At 58.1% G+C, this 22,262-nt stretch carries 25 protein-coding genes and 1 pseudogene; 11 read left to right on the top strand and 15 right to left on the bottom strand.

Annotated elements, in window-relative coordinates; genetic code table 11:
• Nucleotides 1-56: 56 nt before the first annotated feature.
• The 11 genes from purD to purE are packed head-to-tail and all read right to left on the bottom strand — an operon-like array spanning nucleotide 57 to nucleotide 11,280.
• Nucleotides 57-1,307: a phosphoribosylamine--glycine ligase gene (gene purD, locus L248_RS08545; RefSeq protein ID WP_040535793.1), complete on the bottom strand. Its 1,251-nt coding sequence runs from the start codon at nucleotides 1,305-1,307 to the stop codon at nucleotides 57-59.
• A gap of 12 nt (nucleotides 1,308-1,319) precedes the next feature.
• Nucleotides 1,320-2,846 carry a bifunctional phosphoribosylaminoimidazolecarboxamide formyltransferase/IMP cyclohydrolase gene (gene purH, locus L248_RS08550; RefSeq protein ID WP_040535794.1) on the bottom strand — a complete coding sequence of 509 codons (1,527 nt, stop codon included), beginning with the start codon at nucleotides 2,844-2,846 and terminating at the stop codon, nucleotides 1,320-1,322.
• 3 nt (nucleotides 2,847-2,849) lie between these two features.
• Nucleotides 2,850-3,419 (bottom strand): phosphoribosylglycinamide formyltransferase, encoded by a 570-nt coding sequence (purN, locus tag L248_RS15885; RefSeq protein WP_022529778.1) that lies wholly within the window; start codon nucleotides 3,417-3,419, stop codon nucleotides 2,850-2,852.
• Nucleotides 3,416-4,378: a phosphoribosylformylglycinamidine cyclo-ligase gene (gene purM / locus L248_RS08560; protein WP_022529779.1), complete on the bottom strand. Its 963-nt coding sequence runs from the start codon at nucleotides 4,376-4,378 to the stop codon at nucleotides 3,416-3,418. Before purM ends, purN begins: the two co-directional genes overlap by 4 nt.
• Complete coding sequence (gene purF, locus L248_RS08565) at nucleotides 4,378-5,832, bottom strand: amidophosphoribosyltransferase (protein ID WP_022529780.1); 1,455 nt, start codon at nucleotides 5,830-5,832, stop codon at nucleotides 4,378-4,380. Before purF ends, purM begins: the two co-directional genes overlap by 1 nt.
• Nucleotides 5,817-8,027: a phosphoribosylformylglycinamidine synthase subunit PurL gene (gene purL / locus L248_RS08570; RefSeq protein ID WP_022529781.1), complete on the bottom strand. Its 2,211-nt coding sequence runs from the start codon at nucleotides 8,025-8,027 to the stop codon at nucleotides 5,817-5,819. The genes purF and purL overlap by 16 nt, the downstream gene beginning before the upstream one ends.
• Nucleotides 8,014-8,700 (bottom strand): phosphoribosylformylglycinamidine synthase subunit PurQ, encoded by a 687-nt coding sequence (gene purQ, locus L248_RS08575; RefSeq protein WP_022529782.1) that lies wholly within the window; start codon nucleotides 8,698-8,700, stop codon nucleotides 8,014-8,016. The genes purL and purQ overlap by 14 nt, the downstream gene beginning before the upstream one ends.
• Entirely contained in the window at nucleotides 8,700-8,948 is a 249-nt protein-coding gene (gene purS / locus L248_RS08580; protein ID WP_022529783.1) for a phosphoribosylformylglycinamidine synthase subunit PurS, read from the bottom strand. Before purS ends, purQ begins: the two co-directional genes overlap by 1 nt.
• 2 nt (nucleotides 8,949-8,950) lie before the next feature.
• The gene (locus L248_RS08585) at nucleotides 8,951-9,667 is read right to left on the bottom strand and encodes a phosphoribosylaminoimidazolesuccinocarboxamide synthase (RefSeq protein WP_022529784.1); all 717 of its coding nucleotides are present in this window, start codon (nucleotides 9,665-9,667) and stop codon (nucleotides 8,951-8,953) included.
• Nucleotides 9,660-10,829, bottom strand: a complete 1,170-nt coding sequence (purK, locus tag L248_RS08590) for a 5-(carboxyamino)imidazole ribonucleotide synthase (RefSeq protein ID WP_051999942.1) — start codon at nucleotides 10,827-10,829, stop codon at nucleotides 9,660-9,662. Before purK ends, L248_RS08585 begins: the two co-directional genes overlap by 8 nt.
• On the bottom strand, nucleotides 10,792-11,280 hold the full coding sequence (gene purE, locus L248_RS08595) for a 5-(carboxyamino)imidazole ribonucleotide mutase (RefSeq protein ID WP_022529786.1): 489 nt from the start codon (nucleotides 11,278-11,280) through the stop codon (nucleotides 10,792-10,794). Before purE ends, purK begins: the two co-directional genes overlap by 38 nt.
• Before the next feature lie 94 nt (nucleotides 11,281-11,374).
• Here purE and L248_RS08600 point away from each other — a divergent pair, with 94 nt between their 5' ends.
• Both L248_RS08600 and L248_RS08605 read left to right on the top strand, forming a co-directional pair.
• Nucleotides 11,375-11,659, top strand: a complete 285-nt coding sequence (locus L248_RS08600; protein ID WP_040535797.1) for a hypothetical protein — start codon at nucleotides 11,375-11,377, stop codon at nucleotides 11,657-11,659.
• A 242-nt stretch (nucleotides 11,660-11,901) separates the two neighbouring features.
• Nucleotides 11,902-12,129 (top strand): hypothetical protein, encoded by a 228-nt coding sequence (locus L248_RS08605; RefSeq protein WP_040535800.1) that lies wholly within the window; start codon nucleotides 11,902-11,904, stop codon nucleotides 12,127-12,129.
• Here the strand turns inward: L248_RS08605 and L248_RS08610 are convergent.
• Nucleotides 12,126-12,749 (bottom strand): hypothetical protein, encoded by a 624-nt coding sequence (locus tag L248_RS08610; RefSeq protein WP_022529788.1) that lies wholly within the window; start codon nucleotides 12,747-12,749, stop codon nucleotides 12,126-12,128. The two genes, L248_RS08605 and L248_RS08610, sit on opposite strands and share 4 nt — an antisense overlap.
• A 101-nt stretch (nucleotides 12,750-12,850) precedes the next feature.
• Entirely contained in the window at nucleotides 12,851-14,170 is a 1,320-nt protein-coding gene (locus L248_RS08615; RefSeq protein WP_040535803.1) for a hypothetical protein, read from the bottom strand.
• Nucleotides 14,171-14,285: 115 nt separating this feature from the next.
• On the opposite strand from L248_RS08615, the gene L248_RS08620 reads away from it, so the two are divergent.
• Nucleotides 14,286-15,266, top strand: coding sequence for an ROK family protein (locus tag L248_RS08620; RefSeq protein WP_022529790.1), 981 nt, complete (start codon nucleotides 14,286-14,288; stop codon nucleotides 15,264-15,266).
• Between the two features lie 331 nt (nucleotides 15,267-15,597).
• On the opposite strand, the gene L248_RS15210 is transcribed toward L248_RS08620, so the two are convergent.
• Nucleotides 15,598-16,185, bottom strand: a complete 588-nt coding sequence (locus L248_RS15210) for a TetR/AcrR family transcriptional regulator (RefSeq protein ID WP_022529791.1) — start codon at nucleotides 16,183-16,185, stop codon at nucleotides 15,598-15,600.
• Nucleotides 16,186-16,300: 115 nt separating this feature from the next.
• Between L248_RS15210 and L248_RS08630 the strand changes: the two genes are divergently transcribed.
• Nucleotides 16,301-17,020, top strand: coding sequence for an SDR family NAD(P)-dependent oxidoreductase (locus tag L248_RS08630; RefSeq protein ID WP_245585290.1), 720 nt, complete (start codon nucleotides 16,301-16,303; stop codon nucleotides 17,018-17,020).
• A 369-nt stretch (nucleotides 17,021-17,389) separates the two neighbouring features.
• Here the strand turns inward: L248_RS08630 and L248_RS15615 are convergent.
• Nucleotides 17,390-17,641, bottom strand: a pseudogene (locus tag L248_RS15615) (pyruvate kinase alpha/beta domain-containing protein); the annotation flags it as partial.
• Nucleotides 17,642-17,752: 111 nt separating this feature from the next.
• On the opposite strand from L248_RS15615, the gene L248_RS16430 reads away from it, so the two are divergent.
• From L248_RS16430 to tnpB, 7 genes are all read left to right on the top strand, one after another.
• A complete protein-coding gene (locus tag L248_RS16430) occupies nucleotides 17,753-17,884 on the top strand; it encodes a hypothetical protein (RefSeq protein ID WP_281169986.1) in 132 nt (43 codons plus the stop codon).
• Nucleotides 17,885-18,281: 397 nt separating this feature from the next.
• Nucleotides 18,282-18,425, top strand: a complete 144-nt coding sequence (locus tag L248_RS16530) for an IS66 family transposase (RefSeq protein WP_022529795.1) — start codon at nucleotides 18,282-18,284, stop codon at nucleotides 18,423-18,425.
• A 777-nt stretch (nucleotides 18,426-19,202) separates the two neighbouring features.
• Nucleotides 19,203-20,057 carry a hypothetical protein gene (locus tag L248_RS08635; protein ID WP_022529797.1) on the top strand — a complete coding sequence of 285 codons (855 nt, stop codon included), beginning with the start codon at nucleotides 19,203-19,205 and terminating at the stop codon, nucleotides 20,055-20,057.
• Between the two features lie 42 nt (nucleotides 20,058-20,099).
• Nucleotides 20,100-20,927 (top strand): thioredoxin family protein, encoded by an 828-nt coding sequence (locus L248_RS15215; RefSeq protein ID WP_051999944.1) that lies wholly within the window; start codon nucleotides 20,100-20,102, stop codon nucleotides 20,925-20,927.
• Nucleotide 20,928: 1 nt separating this feature from the next.
• Nucleotides 20,929-21,309, top strand: coding sequence for a hypothetical protein (locus tag L248_RS08645; protein ID WP_040535805.1), 381 nt, complete (start codon nucleotides 20,929-20,931; stop codon nucleotides 21,307-21,309).
• A 265-nt stretch (nucleotides 21,310-21,574) separates the two neighbouring features.
• The gene (locus L248_RS08650) at nucleotides 21,575-21,772 is read left to right on the top strand and encodes a hypothetical protein (RefSeq protein ID WP_022529799.1); all 198 of its coding nucleotides are present in this window, start codon (nucleotides 21,575-21,577) and stop codon (nucleotides 21,770-21,772) included.
• On the top strand, nucleotides 21,747-22,100 hold the full coding sequence (gene tnpB, locus L248_RS08655; RefSeq protein ID WP_022529800.1) for an IS66 family insertion sequence element accessory protein TnpB: 354 nt from the start codon (nucleotides 21,747-21,749) through the stop codon (nucleotides 22,098-22,100). Before L248_RS08650 ends, tnpB begins: the two co-directional genes overlap by 26 nt.
• Nucleotides 22,101-22,262: the final 162 nt, after the last annotated feature.

The following is a 22,262-nucleotide window of genomic DNA, read 5'->3' on the forward strand; positions in this document are numbered from 1 at the left end:
AATGTCGGAATATGAATTTTGTCCCAGTCCCTTTGTATTCTGATGGATTTAAGAAGTTAGCGCGTCACGACGGCTTTCGCGCCGATATCATGGCGGATCGCCAGCGGTCCTTGCACCGCGGCCATCAAGCGGTAAGCATCGGCTTGGGCCATGGGCAGGTCGGCACCCTGACCAATTACCGCGAAGACCCGTCCGCCGTGGGAATATAGCTGCCCGTTTTCTTCACTGACCCCGGCGGGGAGCCAGCGGCCGGTGGGCCACGCCGCGGGAATCTCCGCTAGCGGCAGTGCTGACATGGGGCCGGCGGGGTAAGCGGGATGGGCGGCGACCACGGCGACGTAAGTCTGGCCGTCCAGCTGCAGCGGGGCGGGGTGGTCCTTGAGCAGATCCGTGATGACGGCGTAGAAGTCGTTCTGAATCTGGGGCATGAGGACCTGGGTCTCGGGATCACCGAAGCGCAGGTTGTACTCCAAGATCTTGGGGCCGGCGGCGGTGAACATCAGGCCAATGTACAGCACGCCGCAACCGCCCAAGCCGTCGCTGACCATGCCGCTGATGGTGCGGGCGACCAGGGTGCGGGCAGCTTCCTTTTCGTCCGCGGAAAATTGCGGGGCGGGGGAGATGGCCCCCATGCCGCCAGTGTTGGGGCCGGCATCGTTGTCGAAGCGGCGTTTGTGGTCTTGGGCCAGGGGCAGGGTGACATACGTCCCGTTGTGGTAAAGGGCGAGGACCGACGCTTCCTGTCCTTGCAGATATTCTTCAATGACCACCGGGGCCTGGGAATCAGCGGCGTAGAGGTGGGCCAGGGCAGCTTCGGCATCGGTGTGAGTCAGCGCGACAACGACCCCCTTGCCGGCAGCCAGTCCGTCCGCTTTGAAGACCAAAGGGACACCCGAATCAGCCAATACCTGCTGACCGGCGGCCAAGGAGTGCACGGTGCGGCTGTTGGCCGTGGGCAGTCCGTGGCGGTGCATGAAGGCCTTGGCAAAGGCTTTACTGGCTTCCAGCTGGGCAGCGGCTTGGGTCGGGCCGAAGATCACCTGACCAGCGGCTTGGAAGGCATCCACAATGCCGGCGGCTAAGGGGACTTCGGGACCGACGAAGGTGAGGGCCACGCCGTGGGCTTGGGCAAATTGAATCAGTCTCGGGAAGTCATCAATGCCCAGGGGGACCGTTTCTAACCCCAGCCGGCGCATCCCCGGATTACCTGGTGCGACATAGACCGTACCGACTTGGGGCGACTGCTTGAACTTGAGGCCGAGGGCACTCTCGCGACCGCCCTCGCCGATGATCAGAATATCATGCATGTCAGATTCTCCTTAATGGCGGAAGTGGCGGACGCCAGTGGTGACCATGGCGATGCCGTAAGTGTTGGCCTTATCGATGGAGTCCTGGTCGCGAATACTGCCGCCGGGCTGGATAATAGCCCGGATACCGTGCTTGGCAGCGTAGTCGACACAGTCGTCCATGGGGAAGAAAGCATCCGAAGCCAGCACCGCACCGGCAAAGTTGGCGTTTTGCTGAGCTTCCTTCAAGGCAATCTCCACGGAACCGATGCGGTTCATCTGACCGGCACCGATGCCCAGGGTCTGACCGTCTTGGGCGACGACGATGGCGTTGCTCTTGACGTGTTTGACGACGGATTGGGCGAAGACCAGGGCGGCGATTTGCACTTCTGTGGGCTGCGTTTCCGTCACCACGGTGAGGTCTGCGGGGCCTTCCAGCTGCTGGTCGCTTTCTTGCACCAGCAGGCCGCCGGTGACGGAGACGGTCTCGTAGCGGGGTGCGGTTGACTGGTCCGGCAGGGTAATGGTCAAGACCCGAAGATTCTTCTTCTTCTCCAGGATTGCCAACGCATCATCATCGTAGCTGGGGGCCATGATGATCTCCAGGAAGAGCTGGTGCATCTTCTCGGCGGTAGCGGCGTCCACCGGCCGGTTCAAGGCGATGATGCCGCCAAAGATGGACATCGAATCAGCGGCGTAGGCCTTATCCCAGGCCTCTTCGATAGTCGCGCCCTGGCCGATGCCGCAGGGATTCATGTGTTTGACGGCGACTACCGTGGGCTTATCCGGATATTCGGCCAGCATCCGCAGCGCGGCGTCGGCGTCCTTGATATTGTTGTAAGACAGTTTCTTACCGTGCAGCTGCACCGCGTTGACCAGGGAATCCGCCGGGGCATCCGGGGCGGCGTAGAAAGCGGCGTGCTGGTGGCTGTTCTCACCGTAGCGCAGCGCCTGCTTCTTGGTGTAGGTGGGCGTGAAGCGTTCGGGGAAGGGATCGTCAGAAAGGTAGGCGGCGATTTGGGCGTCGTAGGCGGCCGTGATTTGAAACACCTTGGCCGCCAGCTGCCGGCGGTAATCTGCATCGTCAGCGGCCAGGGCCGTCAAGACGGCCGGGTAATCGGCGGGGTCGGCCACGGCCCAGACGCTGTCGCTGTTCTTGGCGGCGGCGCGCAGGGCGGTGGGGCCGCCGATGTCGATCTGCTCGATGGCTTCGGCCCGGGTGACGCCGGCTTTCTTAATGGTCTCGGCGAAGGGATAAAGATTAATGGCGACGAGGTCGATGGGGGCCAGGTCATGGTCGGCCAAAGCCGCCATATGGGCGGGGACATCCCGGCGGGCCAGCAGACCGGCGGCAATCGCCGGGTGCAGGGTCTTGACGCGGCCGTCCAGCATCTCCGGGAAGCCGGTGACGGCGCTCACCTCGGTACTGGGCACGCCCGCGGCGGTCAAGGCCACCCGGGTGCCCCCTGTGGTGATCAGTTCAAACCCTTGGGCGATCAGCCCCTGGGCAAATTCTGCTAATCCAATCTTATCCGATACGCTTAACAATGCACGACGCACGATTCAGCACACTCCTTCTGTCATTAGCTGTTCAATAGTGGCGGGTAATAAGCGGTGTTCGACGGTATGAATGGCGGTCTCCAGTTCAGGCTCGGTCATACCCGGGAGGATCCGGACCGGTTCCTGGGCGATGATTTCCCCAGTATCGATGCCGGCATCAACGAAATGGACAGTGACCCCGGTGATTTTCACGCCGTAGGCATAGGCATCAGCGATGCCGGTCCGGCCGGGAAACGCCGGCAGCAGGGCCGGGTGCAGATTGACGATGCGCCGGGGGAAGGCCGCCAGCAGCGTGGGGCCGATGATCCGCATGAAGCCGGCCAAGACGATCAGGTCGACGGGCGGCAGTGCGGCCAGGATGGCTTCTTCGGCGGCTTGTTTGGAGCCGCTTTGCTTATAGTTGACGAGCTGGACGGGGATGTCCCGGGCAGCCGCCTTGGCGATCACCGGGGCGCGCCGGTGGTCGCACACGACCACACTGATTTGGACGTCTTTGGCCGGATCTTGGAAGTAGTCGGCCAGAGCCTCGAAGTTGGTGCCGTTGCCGGAGGCAAAAACGGCTAGGCGTTTCATGCCAGCGGCCCCCATTCCAATGCATCCTGGGTCCGGGGCACCACCCTGCCCAACCGGATCGCTTCGGCCGGCAGCGCCGCCAGCTGGTCCGGGGCGACGGCCAGGACCATGCCGATGCCCAGGTTGAAGGTTTGGCGCATTGTCGCCAAGGACAGGTCGCCGGCGGCTTGCAGGCGGGTGAAGACGGCCGGCCATTGCCAGGCGGCCGGGTCGATTCGGGCCGCCAGGTCCTGGGGCAGCATCCGGGGCACGTTGTCGGCTAAGCCGCCGCCGGTAATGTGGGCCAGACCGTGGAGTACGTGCCGGTCTAGTAAGGGCCGCACGATCGGTTCGTAGATGCGGGTGGGGACCAGCAGCGCTGGGTCGGTGACCGGCAGCAGCCGGCGGACCAGGGAGAATCCGTTGCTGTGCAAGCCGCTGCTGGGCAGTCCGACCAGGACGTCGCCGGCGGTGATGTGCGCCGGCAGGCGGTCGGCCGCGGTCACTTGGCCGACACCGAAGCCGGCCAGGTCGAAGTGGTTCGCCGGATAGATGCCCGGCATCTCGGCGGTCTCGCCGCCGATCAGGGCGAGCTTGGCCTGGCGGCAGCCGGCGACGATGCCCGCCAGGATCTGGGCGGCGTCATCCGGCCGCAGGGTATCCACCGCCAGGTAGTCCAGGAAGAACAGCGGCGCGGCGCCGGTGGTCAGCAGGTCGTTGGCGATCATCGCCACCAGGTCGATCCCAATCGTGTCCAGCTTGTGCTGGGCCAAGGCAACGAGGAGCTTGGTGCCCACGCCGTCGGTGGCACTCACCAGCAGCCGGTCGGGGTCTTGGGGCAGGGCGTAGGCGGCCGCGAAGCCGCCCACCCCCGCGCGGACGTTTTGGTCGTACGTACTTTCAGCCAGCGGCAGGAGGCGGTGGACCGTTTCTTCCCCGGCGGCGATGTCCACGCCGGCTTGGGTGTAATCAATGGGCATTAGGCAGAGACCTCCGATACGGTGATGTGCAGCTGGGCCAGTTCCTTGTGCAAGGCGTCCGCGTAGTCATACAGCGGGGTCGGGTACTCCCCGGTGAAGTAGGCGACGCACAGCCCCCGGTGGGGTGCCGTCGGGTCCAGATTGACGCTTTCTTCCAGCGCCTTGGTGGAGAGAAAGCCCAGGGAATCCGCCCCCAGCAGATCGCGCATCTCCCGCACGGTGTGGTTGGCGGCCATCAGTTCATGGGTCGACTGGATGTCGATCCCGTAGAAGCAGGGGAAGCGCAGGGGCGGCGACGCAATGCGCAGGTGGACCGCCTTGGCACCGGCGTTCTTCAGCAGCCGTACCAGCTGCATGGAAGTCGTTCCACGGACGATGGAATCGTCGATAAGGGCGACGGACTTGCCTTCGACGACGGCTCGGACGGCGCTGAGCTTGCGCTTCACCGCGGCTTCCCGCAGCGCCTGGGTGGGCTGGATGAAGGTGCGGGCGACGTATTGGCTCTTGACCAGGCCCAGATCGTAGGGGATGCCGCTGGCCCGGGCGTAGCCCAGGGCGGCAGAGAGGGACGAGTTGGGCACGCCGACGACGATGTCGGCATCCGCTGGCTGTTCTTGGGCCAGCCGCTCGCCCATGGCCACCCGCGCTTGGTGGACGTTGACGCCGTGGATCTCGGAGTCCGGCCGGGCGAAGTAGATGAACTCCATGGAGCAGACGCTCAGCGTGGTCTGCAAGGTGTATGGCTGGGTGGTGACACCGACATCGGTGATGCTGACGAGTTCGCCCGGCTGGATGTCCCGCACGAAGTCTGCCCCCACTGCATCCAGGGCGGCCGTTTCGCTGCAGACGACGGTGCCGCCGTCCGGCAGCGTGCCCAGAACCAGCGGCCGGAAGCCGTTGGGGTCCACCGCCGCGAACAAGCCCTTTTCCGTTAAGAGCAGAAAGGCAAAGCCGCCGTGGACCTGGTTCAAGGCATCAGTCAGCTGGCCAGTGAACGTGCTGGCCGGAGAGCGGCGCAGCAGGTGCATCAGGACTTCGGTATCGCTGGTGGTGTGGAAAATGGCCCCGGTGTCCTCCAAGGCCTTGCGCAGGGAGAGCGCGTTGGTCAAGTTCCCGTTGTGGGCCAAGGCCATCGCCTCGGTGCTGAAGCGGAAGAGCAGGGGCTGGATGTTTTCTAACAACCGCCCGCCGGCCGTGGCGTAACGCACGTGGCCTAAGGCAGCGCGGCCAGACAGGGCGGTGAGGTCTTCAGGCTTGGTGAAGACTTCACTGAGCAGGCCCAGGCCGTAGTGGCGGCGCAACCCGTTCGGGGTCAGGCCGACGATGCCGGCCCCTTCCTGGCCGCGGTGCTGCAGCGTGTGCAGGCCCAGGTGGGTGATGGCGGCGCTGTGGGGATTGCCCCAGACACCGAACAAGCCGCATTCTTCGTTGAGTTCTTTTAGTTCAGCCGGCACGGGATGCCCTCCTCCCAGGCCTTGTGCAGGTCGGGTACAGCAGCCAAAAAGGTGGCATCGGCGGCAGCAATAGTGAATTGCGGGGCCGCCGTGACGGTACCCAGCAAGGCGGCGGCGCCGCCCAGGGCCGCTTCGAAGGCCTGCTGGTGCGCCGGTGCGACCGTGATCAGGAACCGGCCCGGGGTCTCGGAGAAAAGCCAGGCGGCGGGCACGTTGATCTTCAGGGCCGCCCCGAGCATGTTCGGGAAGGCCATTTCCGCCAGAGCTGCCAGGAGCCCGCCTTCGCTGATGTCGTGCACGGCACTGACCAAGTGGGTGCGAATTGCCCGCAGGACGTGGTCTTGGCGGTCTTTGATCGCAGTCAGGGGCAAAGCGGGAAGCGTCCCGCCGATGGTGCCTGTCAGCATCTTCTGCACTTCGCTGCCGCTGAAATCGGCCGTGGTCTCACCGACCAGATAAACCAGATCATCCGGCTGCTTGAAGGCCGGGGTGGTAATGGTGGTCAAATCGTCGATGACGCCCACCATGCCCACCATCGGGGTGGGGTAGATGGCGGTGCCGTTGGTCTCGTTATACAACGAGACGTTGCCCGAGATGACGGGGGTGTTGAAGACCTTGGTGGCGGCTGTGATGCCTGCGGCGGAGGTCGCTAACTCATAGAAGATCTCGGGTTTGGTGGGGTCGCCGTAGTTCAAGCAGTCGGTGATACCCAGGGGGGCGGCGCCGCTGGCCACCAGGTTGGCGGCGGCTTCCGCGACCGTGCGCTGGCCGCCGATAGCGGGATCCAGGTAAACGAAGCGGCCGGCACTGTCGGTGGTGACGGCGATTGCCCGCTGGGTGCCCTTGATGCGCAGTACGGCAGCATCGCTGCCCGGCAAAACGACGGTGTTGGTCTGGACCTGGGCGTCATAACGGCCGTAAAGACTGGCTTTGCTGGCGATGGTCGGCTGATTCATCAGGGTCAGCCAAGCGGCCGTCGGGTCGGTGATCGCCGGCTGCCAGGGGGCAGCGGGGGAATCCAGCCGCGCCGGCCGCCGGCTTTCTTGCTGGTAGACCGGGGCATCGCTGGTTAAGGACGACACGGGAATGTCGCAGACCGTCTCGCCGTGGTGGGTCAAAATGTATTGGTGGCTGGCGGTGACCCGGCCGATGACGACTGCGTCCAGACCGTACCGGGCAAAGATGGCGCTGATTTCGTCTTCGTGGCCGGCGGCGACGCACAGCAGCATCCGTTCCTGGGATTCGGACAGCATGATCTCAAAGGGGGTCATGCCTGGTTCCCTCTGGGGTACCAGATCCAGGTCCAGCTGCATGCCGCTGTCCGCTTTGCCGGCCATTTCGACGCTGGAAGAAACCAAGCCGGCGGCCCCCATGTCCTGCATCCCGACGAGAATATCTTGGTGGTCGTTCGTCACTTCCAAGCAGGCATCTACCAGGAGTTTTTCCATGAACGGATCGCCCACCTGGACGGCGGAGCGGTCGGCCGCTTCGCTGTCGGAGAAAGTACCCGAGGCAAAGGACGCCCCGTTGATGCCGTCCCGGCCCGTCTTCGCACCAACGTAGAGAATGGCGTTGCCGACACCGGCGGCCCGGCCTTTCTGCAATTGGTCTTCGTCCATGATGCCGACGCACATCGCGTTGACTAACGGATTGCGGGCATACGTGGGATCGAAGGCCGTCTCGCCGCCGACGGTGGGAATACCGATGGCGTTGCCGTAACCGGCAATCCCGGCGACGATCTGGTCCAGCAGCTGGCGGGTGCGGGGGTTGTCCAATTCGCCGAAGCGCAGAGAATCCAGGACCGCGATGGGCTTGGCGCCCATGGAGAAAATGTCCCGGATGATGCCGCCGACGCCGGTGGCCGCACCCTCATAGGGCTCCACGGCCGAGGGGTGGTTGTGGCTCTCAGCCTTGAAGACGACCACCTTACCGTCGCCGATGCGGATGGCCCCGGCCCCTTCGCCGGGACCCATGACCACGTTCTCGTTCTTGGTCCAGAACCGGCGCAGGACCGGCTTGCTGTACTTGTAGGCACAGTGTTCACTCCACATGCCGCTGGCCAAGCCGACCTCGGTGAAGGTGGGCAGGTGGCCAATCAAGTCAGTGAAGCGGGCGTATTCGGCGTCCGTCATGTCCCACTGACGGTAAGGCTTGGCGGTGCGAATTTCTTCCGGACTCAGTTCAACCTGCAACATGGACAGCAGCCTCCTTCACGGTGTGCGCTAACGAATTGAAGACGCCTTGGCCGTCGGTGCCGCCCAGCAGGGCCTCGACGCGGCGCTCCGGGTGGGGCATCATGCCCAGCACGTTGCCGGCCCGGTTGGTGATACCGGCGATGTCATTCAGGCTGCCGTTGGGGTTCTCCCGGTAGCGGAAGACCACCTGGTGGTGGGCCTCCAGGTCGGCCAGGGTCACCGGGTCGGCGTAATAGTTACCCTCCCCGTGGGCGATGGGCAGGGTAATCGCCTGGTTCTCGGTGTATTGGTTAGAAAAGGCAGTGGCAGTGTTCACCACGGTCAGGGTCGCCGGGGCGCAGATGAAGTGCAGCGACGTATTCCACTGCAGGGCACCTGGCAGCAGGCCGGCTTCCGTGAGGATCTGGAAGCCGTTGCAGATACCGATGACGTAGCCGCCAGCGGCCGCGAACTGCTTGACCGCACCCATGATGGGGGAGAAGCGGGCGATGGCGCCGCTGCGCAAGTAGTCGCCGTAGGAGAAGCCGCCGGGGAGAAAGACGGCGTCATACCCGGCCAAACTGTCCTGGCTGGCGGGGATCAAGTCGGCGGGGATGCCGCAGATCTGCTGCAGGGCCCATTGCAGGTCCGTATCGCAGTTGGACCCGGGGAAGGTGATGACGGCCGCGCGCATTAGACCGCCTCCAAGTCGAAACGGTAGGTCTCCATGTTGACGTTGGCCAGCAGCTGGTCACAGATACTTTCGACCTGGTCCCGGACGGCGGCTTCATCGGTGCCGTCCAGGGTCAGTTCGAAGTACTTGCCGTAGAGCACGTCTTGTACGTTTTGGTGATCCATCCGGGTCAGCGCCGTCTTGATGGCCTCGGCTTTGGGATCCAGAACAGAGGGCTTGTAGTTCACGTAGATCTTGGCTTTATACATGACTAATCCTCGCTTTCTTGCAGGCGCCGGAGCACTTCTTCGTAGACGGGTACCAGCGGGCCTTCGTCCTTGCGGAAGACGTCCTTGTCCAGGGACTCCTTGGTGGTGCTGTCCACCAGGCGGAAGTTGTCCGGGGACAGCTCGTCGGCCAGGACCAGGGTGCCGTCGCTCAGCCGGCCGAATTCGAACTTGCCGTCCACCAGGGTGATCCCCGCTTGGGCGAAGCGAGCGGTGAGCAGCGCATTGAGCCGGTCGGTGAGGTCCCGCAGCTGGGCCAGAGTGGCATCGTCGGCAATGCCCAGGGCCTTGATCTGATCATTGTTAATGAAGGGATCGTCCAGCGCATCCGACTTGAAGTAATATTCGTGAATGGCCGGGGAAAAAGGCCGCAGGTGCGCCACCTGGAACTTGCTTTCAAAGTGGCCGGAGGCCAAGTTGCGGAAGACCACTTCCAGCGGCAGCATCGTGCACTTGCGCACGCGCATAGTGGTGGCATCATCGGTGGCGATGTAGTGGGTGGGAATGCCGGCAGCCGCCACCGTTTGGAACAGCAAGGTAGAAATCTGCAGGTTCACCGGGCCTTTGCCCTGGATCTGGACTTTCTTCTTACCGTTCAAGGCGGTCGCCTGGTCTAAGTACACCATCTTCAAAACATCTGGGTCAGCGGTGGCAAAGACTTGCTTAGCCTTGCCGGAATAAAGTAACGCAGTGTCAGTCATTGGTTGTGTTGTCCTCCCAGGTCACGCTGGCTAAGAGATTGGCCAGCGATTGTTTTTCTTCAGCAACGACAGTGATGTGGCCCATCTTGCGGCCCGGCCGGATCTCGGCCTTGCCATAATCGTGGAAGTGCCATTCCGGGTGCGCCGGCCACAGCGTCATGGCGGTGGTCAGGTCGGTGCCCAGCAAGTTGCGCATGACCGCCGGCTTTCTTAACGTGATCGGCGGAATGGGCAGGCCGCAGATACTTAAGATGTGGGCGGCGAATTGTGAGAAATTGCAGGCTTCAATCGAATAGTGGCCCGAGTTATGGGGCCGGGGCGCCAGTTCGTTCACCAGGATACCGGCGGGCGTCTCGAACAGCTCGATGCCCAGGACACCGGCCAGGTGCAGCCCGTTGGCGACTCGGGCGGCCATCGCTTGGATGGCGGCTTGCTTGTCCACCCCCAGCCGGGGCGCCGGGGCAATGGTGGTGTGCAGGATGTGGTGGGCGTGGCGGTTCTCCACGACCGGGAAGCAGCGGACGGTCCCGTTACCGTCCCGGGTGACCATGATGGACAGTTCCCGGGTGTAGGCCTGGCGCTTTTCTAAAATACACGGGGTCTTGGCCGCGAGGGCGGCTGCCGCCGGCAAGTCGGCGGCGCTATTCACGTCCTGCTGACCGTGGCCGTCATAGCCGCCGGTGGTGGTCTTCAGGATGGCCGGGTAGCCGATCCGGGCGATGGCGGCCGGCAGAGCGGCGGCCGTGGGCACGCTGGCGAAGGGAGTGACGGGCAGGCCGTTGTCGGCCAGGAACGTCTTCTCCCGGATGCGGTCCCGGGAAATCGCCAGCAGTTCCGTGCCCTGGGGCAAAGCGGCGTATTGCTGGGCTTGGCGCAAGGTGGTCAAGTCGACGTTCTCGAATTCGTAGGTGAGCACGTCGCTGGCCTGGGCCAGCCGCAGGAGCGCGGCGGTGTCATCGTAGGCGGCGACGATCTGCTCGTCCGCCACCTGGCCGGCCGGGGCGTTTGGCGTCGGGTCCAGCACCAGGATGCGGTAGCCCATGGCCTTCGCGGCCAGGGCCATCATTTGCCCCAGCTGACCGCCGCCGACGATACCGATGGTGGCCGGCGGGAGGAAGCACTGCTTACTCACTGAGCTGGGCCTCGCTTTCCACCGCGGCATCGTGCTGGGCCTGACGGTAGGCTGCCAGCTGGGCGACCAAACCGGCGTCTTGCAGCGCGAGGATCTGGCCGGCTAACAAGGCGGCGTTCGTCGCCCCGGCCGTGCCTATGGCCAGCGTGCCCACGGGAATCCCGCTGGGCATCTGGACGATGGACAGGAGTGAATCCATACCGCTCAGAGCGTGGGACTGGATCGGTACGCCCAAGACCGGCAGGGTGGTGTTGGCCGCCAGCATGCCCGGCAGGTGGGCGGCCCCGCCGGCCCCGGCGATGATCACCGCGTACCCGGCGGCCCGGGCAGTGCTGGCGAACTGGGCCAGTTCCTGGGGCATGCGGTGGGCCGAGATCACCTTGGCTGTGTAAGCAATACCCAATTGTTGCAGCGTGGTACACGTGTTGCGCATGGTCGGCCAGTCGGAGACTGACCCCATGACGACGGCGACTTTTGCCATGATTGACCTCCATTGATCAAGTTGGGTTCAGCATACCAGCTGGCGGCGTATCTGGCAACTTAATTCTTAACTATATAGAAGAAGGCTAACAAGAATGTTCGTCATACTGATTCTCATGCGATTTTTGTCTGACGCTTCCGGAGATACCGAACGATCATTGGACAAGCGACCCTGGTTGCCAAAGACAGCTTTGGAAACCGGTCAGCATCGCCTTTTTACCGCCGACAATGGAGGCTATAAAGACGAACAATACCCGATATCAAATGATATATTCCACATTTCTTCCCATAAAAAAATCTCGAATGATGGGTATCATTCGGGATTTAAAGGCGAACATTCAATTGTGGAGAAAAACAATTCGCTAATTGGGGAAAATTGAATAATCTTAGACACCATTGTTCGTAATTATCATGGGAACACGGATGACCTTTTGGACCTGATTGGCAGCGTGGCCCCGCGGCTGTACCGGTACGGCGTCTAGAGAGACACACACTGTGTTGATATATGCCTGCATGCAAATCAGCAACGCACATTGGTTTGCGGTATCTGCTCGGAAACGTTACGCTAACATAAAATAAACGCCAACACAGGTGCGTTAATCGTAGAAGGGATCGATAGTCTATGCCAGGGATTGCTGACTACCTCAGGCGAATGAATCAGGAGCACCCGTATGTCACGATAATTTTCTTTATGGCGGTGGTGAGCACCATGGTCATTTTGGTAAGGTTTGTCTTGAACTGGCGTAGCAATCTCGACCGTGTGTTCTACTACGAGTTTTTTCTGACGATCCTCTTTCTTCTTGAAGAACATCATCAACGGGCGAAGAGAAAGCGCAATGACAATCGTTAATTACGCGCGACGTCGTAATTCTGCTGACCGTCGTTTGGAATTGTCACGGGAATACGGACCAGTGTCCGCACTTGATCGGCCGGGGTGGTCAGCAGATTGTCTAGGTACAATTCCCGGTACCCCGGATTCGTGCGCGTCATGTCATTAGCCGTCATAAAGTCCGCCAACGCGGTCCAAACCGGGCTGTCTGGCTGCACCGGTCCAGTGTGCAGCAGCTGCACCTCCGTTCCTTCGGCGTGGCGGGAGAAGGTGACCTGCGCCGCTTCCGCAGTCAATGCGGGTTGGTCGGCTTTGACCTGATCCAGCAGTGCAGGAATGGTGAAGTTCGGCTGCTTGACGAGCAGTGTGTAGTGCTGGTCCGGCGTGATGAAGACGCTCAGGGGATAAGGCACATAATCCCGGAACCAAGCCAGCGCTTTGCTGGTCGCTGCCATGTCCTTGATGCCCTCGGCGAAGGTGTACATCGCTGTCACGGCGGCTTTGAACTGCGGGTCAGCCAATGATGTTGGGCCTTGACCTTGGTACTGCAAATAGTTGCGTTCCGTGAGGACGACAACAGAAGGGACGCTACCCAAGTTGTATTCTGTTTGTTCCTGTTCTCGGTAATCGAAGCGGCTCATGGGAATCCCTGCTTTCTATGATGATAGGGCCATTATAGAGAGAAAAGCCGTGCAGGGGGGTGAATAATGCTTACCGCATGAAGGCTTTATTGGGCAGCGGTTCAAGCCGGCGATTGACCAGTGATAACCGCATAATCGACTGGTCCGTCCGCTGCGGCAGCGGTCATGTTCATGGCCTCCGCCAATTCGGGCAGGACACTGAGTGTGCCGCTTTGCCACGCCGTTAACCGATCCACCGCCGTTAGCAAGCGCTGTTTCAGCCCGCCAAAACGGCTGTCCAGCAGTGCCCAGCCGGCGGCAGGGTGTTCCGCCAGCCACAGAGTCTGGCGGGTCGCGTGGACCTTGTCTAATTCTGGGGCCAATGCAGTCAGTTCGGTCACCACGCCGGCCATCTCGCTCCGGTCCTCATTGCGGTAGGCATCCTGAATGGCGGCCAGGACGTGGGCTTTGGCACTCAGAAAGCGGGCGAGCGCCACGGCGTAAGCATAGAGCGGGCGAGTCAAAGGCGTCGTCACGGCACTGGCCAGTTTGTCCGCCAAGACCCGGTAGTGTTTCTCTGCGTCCACGCCTTTGAAGCTGGCCCAAAAACGGGGTACCAGCCAATCCATGTAGAGCAGCTGTTTGCTGGGGTTGGCCTCGTGGCGGTTCGCTTTGCCCCGGCGTTTGAAGTTGTCGAATTGATCCAAGGCAAAGAAACCGTCCCAGTCTTCGTGCTGCATGAGCCAGAACTGGTCGGCCAGCCATGCGGGGCTGGCATCCCCAGAGTAGGCGGCTTCCGCGGCGGCTTGCAGCCCCAGGCCGAGTGCCCGCAGCGGCGTTTCTGCACCATCGGCGAAAGCAGCCGTGACCCAGAGGGCGGCTGGCGGCTTGTCCGCGGCCGCTTTGGCCCCCATGAGCATCAGTCCTTGGTTCGGGGCCAGTCCTTGCTCGGCATAGAGAGAAAAGTGTGCCTGCGCCGTTAACTCAGGGGCGGTCGGGACGGTTTGCCAAGTTAAACCGAGGAGCGGGGCATCATCGGCCCACGCTGGCTGGGGCGCATGAGTCACCACGGTCACGGCCGTGAAGCCCAAGGCGGCGACCCGTTGCAGCAGGCGGCGGCCCTCAGCGGTTGTCAAGGCCGCTGGGCCGTCGGCGTCAAGGACCAAGCCCAGGGTCGTCGGAATATTGGCATCGGTGTACGTAAAGTGCCGTTCGTTCTGGGCATGGGCGACCCAGGCCGTGATGCCCCGCAGGGCAGCCGCCGGGGTAGGGTAGGCAATGTCCCCGGTCATATCCGCCCGGCGAATCATTAACGGTGCCGTGCTGGGCGCCAATGTGACCGACAACCCAGCCGTTTTCGTCAAGACGATATCCCAGCGTTCCGCCAGCAGATCCACCGCCGGCTGCAGATCAGCAGTCAGGCCCATGATTTTCAGTTCCACAACGATCACTCCTTACTGACATTATAGCGTTATTACTCGCTTTTCCCTCAGAAACATGCTACATTTTGGGTGTAATGCGCAATGGTGAACATATATTTCAAGGAGTGATCGGTTAATGAGCAATCCTATTTTTGCAGGGATCGATCTGGGCGGAACGAACGCTAAGGTCGCCCTTTATGATGAACAGATGCAGCAGATCGGTGAGAAACGCGCACCGAGCCGCTCAACGGAGAGCGCCGATGTGATTTTGGAGAACCTGGCCAACCTGTTGAACCGCTTGTTGCGGGAAACTGGGACCGACCGGGCGGATCTGGCGGCCATGGGGATTGGCGTCCCTGGTCTGATGGACGTCCACGCCGGCATTTCTCACTACCTGGCCAACTTCCCCCAATGGCGCGATGTGCCGGTGGTGCAGTGGTTCGAAAAACGGCTGGGGATTCCCGTCGTGCTGGATAACGATGTGCGGATGAACACGTACGGTGAATGGTACGAAGGGGCCGCAAAGGGCGTCCAGAATGCGATTCTGCTCACGCTGGGTACCGGCGTCGGCGCCGGCATCATTCTGCAAGGCCAGATGCTCTACGGGACGACCGACAGTGCCGGCGAGCTGGGCCACATGTCCATCGACCCCAACGGCCGGCCGTGCAATTGCGGCAACATCGGCTGCTGGGAACGGTACGTCTCGGCCACCGGCTTGATCCAGACCGCCCAAGAGGCGATCGCCAAGGCACCGACCAGCGTGTTAGCCAAGTGGCAGGCTGACGGTCAGCCGCTCACCGGGAAGATGGTCTCCCTGGCTTACGACAAAGGGGACGCCGTTGCCCACGAAGTGATGGATCAGACCGGCGTCTGGCTGGGGGTCGGTCTGGTATCGATCATCAATGTCTTCAATCCCCAGCGGATCATCATCGGCGGCGGGATGGCGGCTGCCGGCCAGCGCCTCTTGGCCCCGGCCCAAGCCTATATCCAGGCCCACGCATTGCGTCAGCCGCTGGGCGCGGTGAAGATCGTTGAAGCCCAGCTGGGTGACAGTGCCGGCATGGTCGGTGCCGCGGTCCGGGGCCGCAGCAAGTGGGAGAAAAATAACGCCGAGTAAATGACCCGCACACTGGGCGCCTTCAAAAAAACGCACGGTAAACGTCACAAATCCTTCACACTTTCCGGGTAGTATAACTGTCGTCGAAAGGTTTTCGCCTTTCCCCCAAATATTCTTTTCATGATTTTTCTTCTAAATTTTCCGCCATCCATGGACTATCCTCTCCCCAGGTGGTCCGGCAGAAAAACGAAACCGTCGCGACCTCCCCTCGCGGCGGCTTTTTTTCGCGTTTTCGCGCAAAAAAAGCCCCCAACGGAGCAATCCGTATTTGCTGCCGCTAGAGGAGATCATTACGGCGTCGTCCTTTGCCAACCGGCACCCTGCCAGCGCTTCATCCCTGCAGAGGGGTCAGCACCAGACGATCGACCAAGGCACAAACATGCGCGGTTGTTGTTTCTCGTTCATCAAGTTCCCCGGCTTCCAGGGCGGTCAGATAATTGATAATGATTGAGAAGACGTTCTCGACAAGAAACGGCAGATCGATCTCGATAATCAGGCCGCGCTGCTGGAATTGTGCCAGTTGCTGAAAGAGCGCCGTAAAAAAAGAATCATCGCTGATTTTTGGCAACAGCGGCCGCATACTGGGGGTTTGCCGAAAAATGCGAATGATTTGGATAGTTTCAGGGTCTTCTCGGCCAAACTGAATCATGTTCTGCGTTAACGCATCGATTTGTACTTTAGGGGCCAACCCAACGTGCAGCACAGGCGCCAAGCGGGTAATGAGGATGGCTTGATGATAGCGGAAAACATCCAACAGCAGTGCTTGCTTGTTGGGAAAGTAAGAATAAATGTTCGACTGCGCAATCTTCAGTCGCCGGGCCACTTTCACTGTTGACGTATTTTCTACGCCATTCTGGATAATCAGGGCGCTTGTCGTCCGGATAATGCGTTGTTTCAATTCTTTGTTTTTTGGTTTCATCGCACACCTCGTGTTAATCGTACCGGAAACGGCTTTACTTGACAAGCGATAACCCTATCAGTTAAGATGGCAGTGCTGTTAAGAGATAACTCTATCGGTAAAAGGGGCTGTGAATATGAAGAAAGTGGCCATTGTCACGGGTGCTTCGTCCGGCATTGGGCAGCAAACTGCGTTGGATTTGGTCAAAAATGGGTACACGGTGATTGGGGGTGCCCGCCATATCGCCAACTTGAAAGGCACGGCGATTGAGGCAAAGTATTTAGACGTAACCGACCATGATAGCCGTGTGGCGTTTATCCAGGATGTGATCACCCGTTACGGGCGAATCGACGTGCTTGTCAATGCGGCAGGTTACGGATTATTCGGCGCGATTGAAGAAGTGCCGCTGGCAGAAGCAAGAGAACAGCTGGACGTGAATCTCTTGGGCATTGCGGACCTGATTAAGTTGGTCATTCCGACCATGCGGGCGCAAAAAGCGGGTAAAATCGTCAACATTTCATCGCTGGCCGGCCGAAGCTATTCGGCATTAGCGGGCTGGTACTACATTTCTAAGCATGCTTTAGAAACAATGAGCGACGTTTTGCGGCTTGAGATGAAACCTTTTGGTATTGATGTCATCATTATTGAGCCGGGCATTACGCGGACAAACTGGGCAAAGGTCACAAATACGCATTTGCTGCAAAGCACCCCCGCAAAATTCGCCATACCGAGCGATGGCGGAAAAACAGTCACGAATGATTACCAAACCCACCCAAACGGTTGCGGATGTCTCCCGTACAATTCGGCGGGCAATCACTGCCCGCCGACCGAAGTCCCGTTATCTCGTCAAGTTTAACGATAAGATGGCCCTCAATTTGCTCCGATTTGCCAGTTATCGTTTGCAGGATTGGGCCGCTACCCGCATGCTATCCTAACAGTATCCTTTCCTCGTCCTGCGTTTCCAAATTCTACGATGGCGTCCTGTTTTCAGAACGGATGCGTGTGTTTTTAATAATCCACACACACAGCGCTGAGACACCAATCATTTTCCCCGTCGCCCAGGGTCCATATTCATTGTCCGCCAATGGGTCCCAGCTTCTTTCATCGCGTTTTGGAATCAGACTGCCATTGTAAACGGCAATCATGAACCGGAGAGGACAAGAAAAAGCATCAGCAGATTCCACCCCGCGGTGGAATCTGCTGATGCTTTTTTGAAGCGAGGAGATTAGTCTTCGCCGATTTCCTTATCATACATATTGTTCGTGTGATGGGACTTGCCGAACGGAATGCCCAGAATGATGACCATGCGGTCGCCTTTCTTCACCAGGCCTTGGTCCATGGCCACTTTCTCCGCCGTGGCATAGATGTCGTTAATGTTCTCCGTGCCGCCAATGACGATCGGGGTGGTGCCCCAGGAGAGAATCAGGGAATCGGCGACTTCCGTGGTGAAGGTCAGGGCAATGATGGAAATGTTCGGGCGGAAGCGGGCTCAGCGGCAGAAACCCCAAAGTACCTCAGAGTGCCTGTGTTACTGCATTGGTAGTGAACTGGTTTATTGACATGTGTAGTCAAAAGGGTACCAGAACGCTTGCACGATCTGATGAAGCAGGAGCTGCCCAACCAAGGTATCATTCGCGCAGACGAGACGCTGTACAACGTCATCGAGAGTGACAAGGCGAAGACGTGCTATTGGTTGATGGCTTCCGGGCAGGTATGCTAGACGTCAGGTCATCCATTTTACAGATAAAGACGTCCGCGCACACTTGCAGATCGCCGAGGAATTGGGGGCACACCGGCTTCTTGCAAACGGACAGGTATCAAGACTGCGAGAAACTGCCGGCGTCAAACAAGTCTTATTGTCCCGAATCTGACGCACTGTCTAACGACGAGCACAAGAAAGCAGTGAAGGAACGCGAACCAAAAACAAGTTGCTCGCTAAGGCTGACACTGATCTCACCGACATTTACCATGACAAGAAGAGCGCCGTCTATGCTGCTGTTGAATATTGTGGCGTCATGTTCCTTCTGGAGAAGAAGTGAAATGACTTCACATCGTCGGAGCGCTTAAGGAAGAGGCAAGAAACCCTCGTCAACGTCATGGCTGAGTTCTATGATTAATTGAAGGACCTTGGTGTTCTGGCGAAAGCAAAACTCGATTGGGCTGTGGAATGTGCCGAACACCAGCAGTCTGGACTGGCCCACGTACTAATCAACGGTTGGTTGGAAATCTCCAATAACCAGGCGGAGCAGGTCATCAAATAGCTGGTCATGGCCTGAGGAAGCGCCCCATTTCGCACTAACTTTCAGGGTACTAAGGCCACCGGCATCATTCTCGGCGTCATGCGTTCAGCCGAAGTTAATGACGTGAACACACGAGCTTTTTTAGGGGCTCTTAGAGATTGCAAATTTGGCGGTGCTCGCGGTTCGACGGTACTGCACGCATCTTTGGCCGGGCGGCAACGATGCAAGTCCGGCTTGCTCGGTAAACCAGCAGAATTCGAACAATGAGAAGAGAGGCTCCTGTGACCCTGTTATCATACAAAATGGCACGAGCCTTGTCTGCGTACCGATTTATTTCACGCTTACGAATGACGGTGACGAGAGAATTTTCAGAGCCCACTCTGAGGAGTGAAAGCTGTTTAGAATAGAGTTGGAGCAGAGCTTTAGCGTGGTTTCCAAGTAAAATTGCTCGTCAATAAACTTGGCTAGCTATTTCCTTGGCTTTTTCGAGACGAAGTTCTTGCATTTTCCAAGATTGGGTCGTAGAGTAAGGACAGCAAATGTGAAATAGGTAACGTGATATGTAGAGCATGCATGATGCAGAATTTTTGAAAGCGTGTTCTGATTCGCAGATTGTGAAAAATTAATTGCTGCCCAGAGATTCTTCGGGGAGAGGAGGATACCCTGTTCCGATCACGGATTCGAAAAATTCGTCAATATCAGGACGTTTTGGCGACAGCAATATTGTAGAGTTGATTGTTGGTAGTCGGTACGAAATAGTTTGGTTGGGTTACTAAGGCAGAAAGGGGAGAAATACTCATGTTCAACAAAACGTTCAGGAAGCTTTTGCTTGCTTTGAGCATCGTCATCGGTATCCTTTTAACGGTTCCTTCTGGCCAGCTGGCGAAAGCTGACGCGGATTCGATGACTGACTTGGCCACAAGTGCATTCAGCAACAGCTCCGCTTACAAGAAAGTATTTGACCGCATTACAAGCCAAACGCCACAAATCGTCAAACCAATTTTTGACGCAAATGGAGACGAAAGTGGAGAGATGCTCGTCTATTCGTATTCCACGAAAGCAACGAGCAAAATTACTTCTCATCCCGCAATCAGCGGTCAATTCACGACGGAGGTTCTTTCACCATTGACAGTATTTTACGACCGTGAGTCAAATGAAATCACTCACGTCGTTTTACTTGACTATGCTGCGGGTGCCAAGTCACAAAAGGCAATTCCAATCATGGATTTCGTGACCGGTCAGCAGAACGAGATTACACCGGATGAGGCAAAAGTAGACACCGAAACATTGGCCCGAGATGTACAGAATCGGCAAAGCATATTGCTCAAAGATGCTGTTGAACAGCAGCAAACTGCCGATTCTAATCGTCAAGTCAGTTCGTCGATGAGTCCAACGCAGGGGAAACAAAAGGCATCTCCTAATTCCATTGTTACCTGTCAGATTTTTACCTGTACGGCTTATGCGTCAGGCGGTGGACGCTATGATGAAACATGTAACAGAATTAACGATTGGGTGTGCGGCGGAATGCCTAAATTCTGGGCATACGTTGTTTGCACTGGTGTAGAAGCGTGGGGATGTTACGTGCCCAAGTACAAAGTGTGTGTAAATGGTTACTGGACAGCAGCTAACGTTTGCCCAACTATGGTTGGGTAAACAATTTGGCAATTGTCCCTTTGATGTAGGAGGGGATTATTTATGCGTGAAGTAAAGGTTGTCTTCATCAAAGAATCTTTGCTTATGCTGCTGGCAATGGTATTCCTAATGTGCTCTTGCCAGGCAAGAGCGAATATGGCCTCACTGTCCGATAAAGGTGCATCGCCTGCAGCTATTAGTCGACCAATCTCTCCGCAGAAATTGGGGGAAAAAATTGCGGACAAAGATTCGTTTTCTCTGTTTGTATACGAGCCTTCTTGTCCGCCTTGCCAAAAGGAGATCAAGTTGTTGAACACGATGCGTCTGGGGAAACAGTTCTATTCTTTGAATCTTGAGAAGATTTCTGCCATTGAAAACTCGAGGGTAAAGAATCTCAATATTCAATACACGCCAACATTGCTGAAAATTTCCCACGGTACTGTGATTGTTCGTCAAGAGGGATTCTCTGACAAAGCGGTGCTAACTCGGTTACAGCTCAATTCCCCGGACACACTCATTTCCGAAAGCTTCCCCGTGACGAAGATCTTCCAGCCCATCAGTGTTGCACAGTTTGAGGAGATGGTAAAAAGGGGGAAGTCACTAATTGCCTATATTGGTCGCCCCACATGTCCTGATTGTGCATCATTTGAAAAGTCGCTAGCCAATTATGATCTGTCGAAGTACTCGGGGAAAGTTTACTACGTCAATGTTGAATTGCTTCATAAAGATCCCGCTCAGTGGAATTTCTTTAAGGAGCAAAACAGTATCCAAGGGACGCCAGCATTTGTATCGTATCGTGCCGGAAAATTAATCTCATCCTCGTCGTGGACAGTCGAATCTGGCTATAGCCCTAAGCTGGCACTAGTTTGGCTAACCAAGGAAATGAAGTGAAATGATGGCTACAAGGCATTCGAATGGCGTTTCAAAAGCCCAACAAGCGTATCTCATTTTTTGGGGCACGTTACCTGTGTTGTTTGTACTGGCAGCCGTTCTAGGCATTCCCAGCGCAAAGACCTTTGTCATGGGTCAACTCGTTCTGGGACTCACCATTCTGTTCCTCCAATTCATGGCCGCAAAGTACCGACTTGATCGCCGGGAACGTAGTTACATTCAAGAACAGATGCTAGCCCCGCTCCTGCTTTCCTGGTTCAACGTGCTCGTGGCAGTGACTAACAAGATGGCTTGGGCTACCATAGTGGGAGTGTTGGCAGCTGTTTATACGGCGCTCTGTGTTTTGCAACTTGTGCTTCTACGGTTTCGGCGGCGCAAGTGAAACACAACCTGGCAACGTTAGCCGATCAAACTGAATTGACAATGTAGAGATATGTTCTACCGACACTAGGCACGACAGTCGCACTGTTTCACGAATAATCGTCATGATTATCGTTGAGACGGTGCGGCTGTCTTTGTTTTTGACCTGAATATAACCAGGGCTACTCTTCAGCAATGTAAGGTAAGCGTCAAATAACTGGGTACGTAGCCTCAGAGGAAACCTCCGCCCATAATTGAGACATCAATCAATGGATGGAGGTTTTCCTATGACCCAAATCAAAGACATCGTCCCCGTAGAGCTGGTAAACCGTGCGGCCAGTACACCGATTGTTAAGACCAAGCTGGGGGTCAAAGTGAGGTTCGGCGACGCCGAAGTGCTCCTTTACAACGGCATCGACGGTTATCTCGCCCATATCATTCTACAGGAGATGACCGGCAATGCTGCCCGACCTGACCAGCGCTAAGATCTTCATCGTCTGCGGTCGGACAGATCTCCGTAAAGGCATCGACGGTCTGGCCGCGTTGATCCAGTCCGAGTACGACCTGGACGTGTTTGACCATTCCTTGTTCCTGTTTTGCGGAACACGCAGCGACCGCTTCAAGGCCTTGTATTGGGACGGCGACGGCTTTCTCCTATTGTACGAGCGGTTCGAGAACGGGCACTTGCAATGGCCCCACAACCAAACCGAGGTGAAGCGGCTCCGTTACCAACAGCTGGAGCGGTTACTCAGCGGTTTAGCCATTGAAGAACGGCGGACCCTTCGGCCCGCCAAGCCTGGCATCATCCACTAGAAGTCCTTTCCAGAAAGCCTTGGAAAGGGCTTCCTTTTATTTCCCTGGCTTGCTATAATCCTACTATCGTTTTTATCGAAAAGCAGGAAGGTGGTGGGCTCATGAACAAGGCAGCGACGACTGAACGCGAACAACAGCTTGAACGAGAAGTCGCTTATTGGA

This window comes from Schleiferilactobacillus shenzhenensis LY-73, from assembly GCF_000469325.1.
Lineage (GTDB): Bacteria > Bacillota > Bacilli > Lactobacillales > Lactobacillaceae > Schleiferilactobacillus > Schleiferilactobacillus shenzhenensis.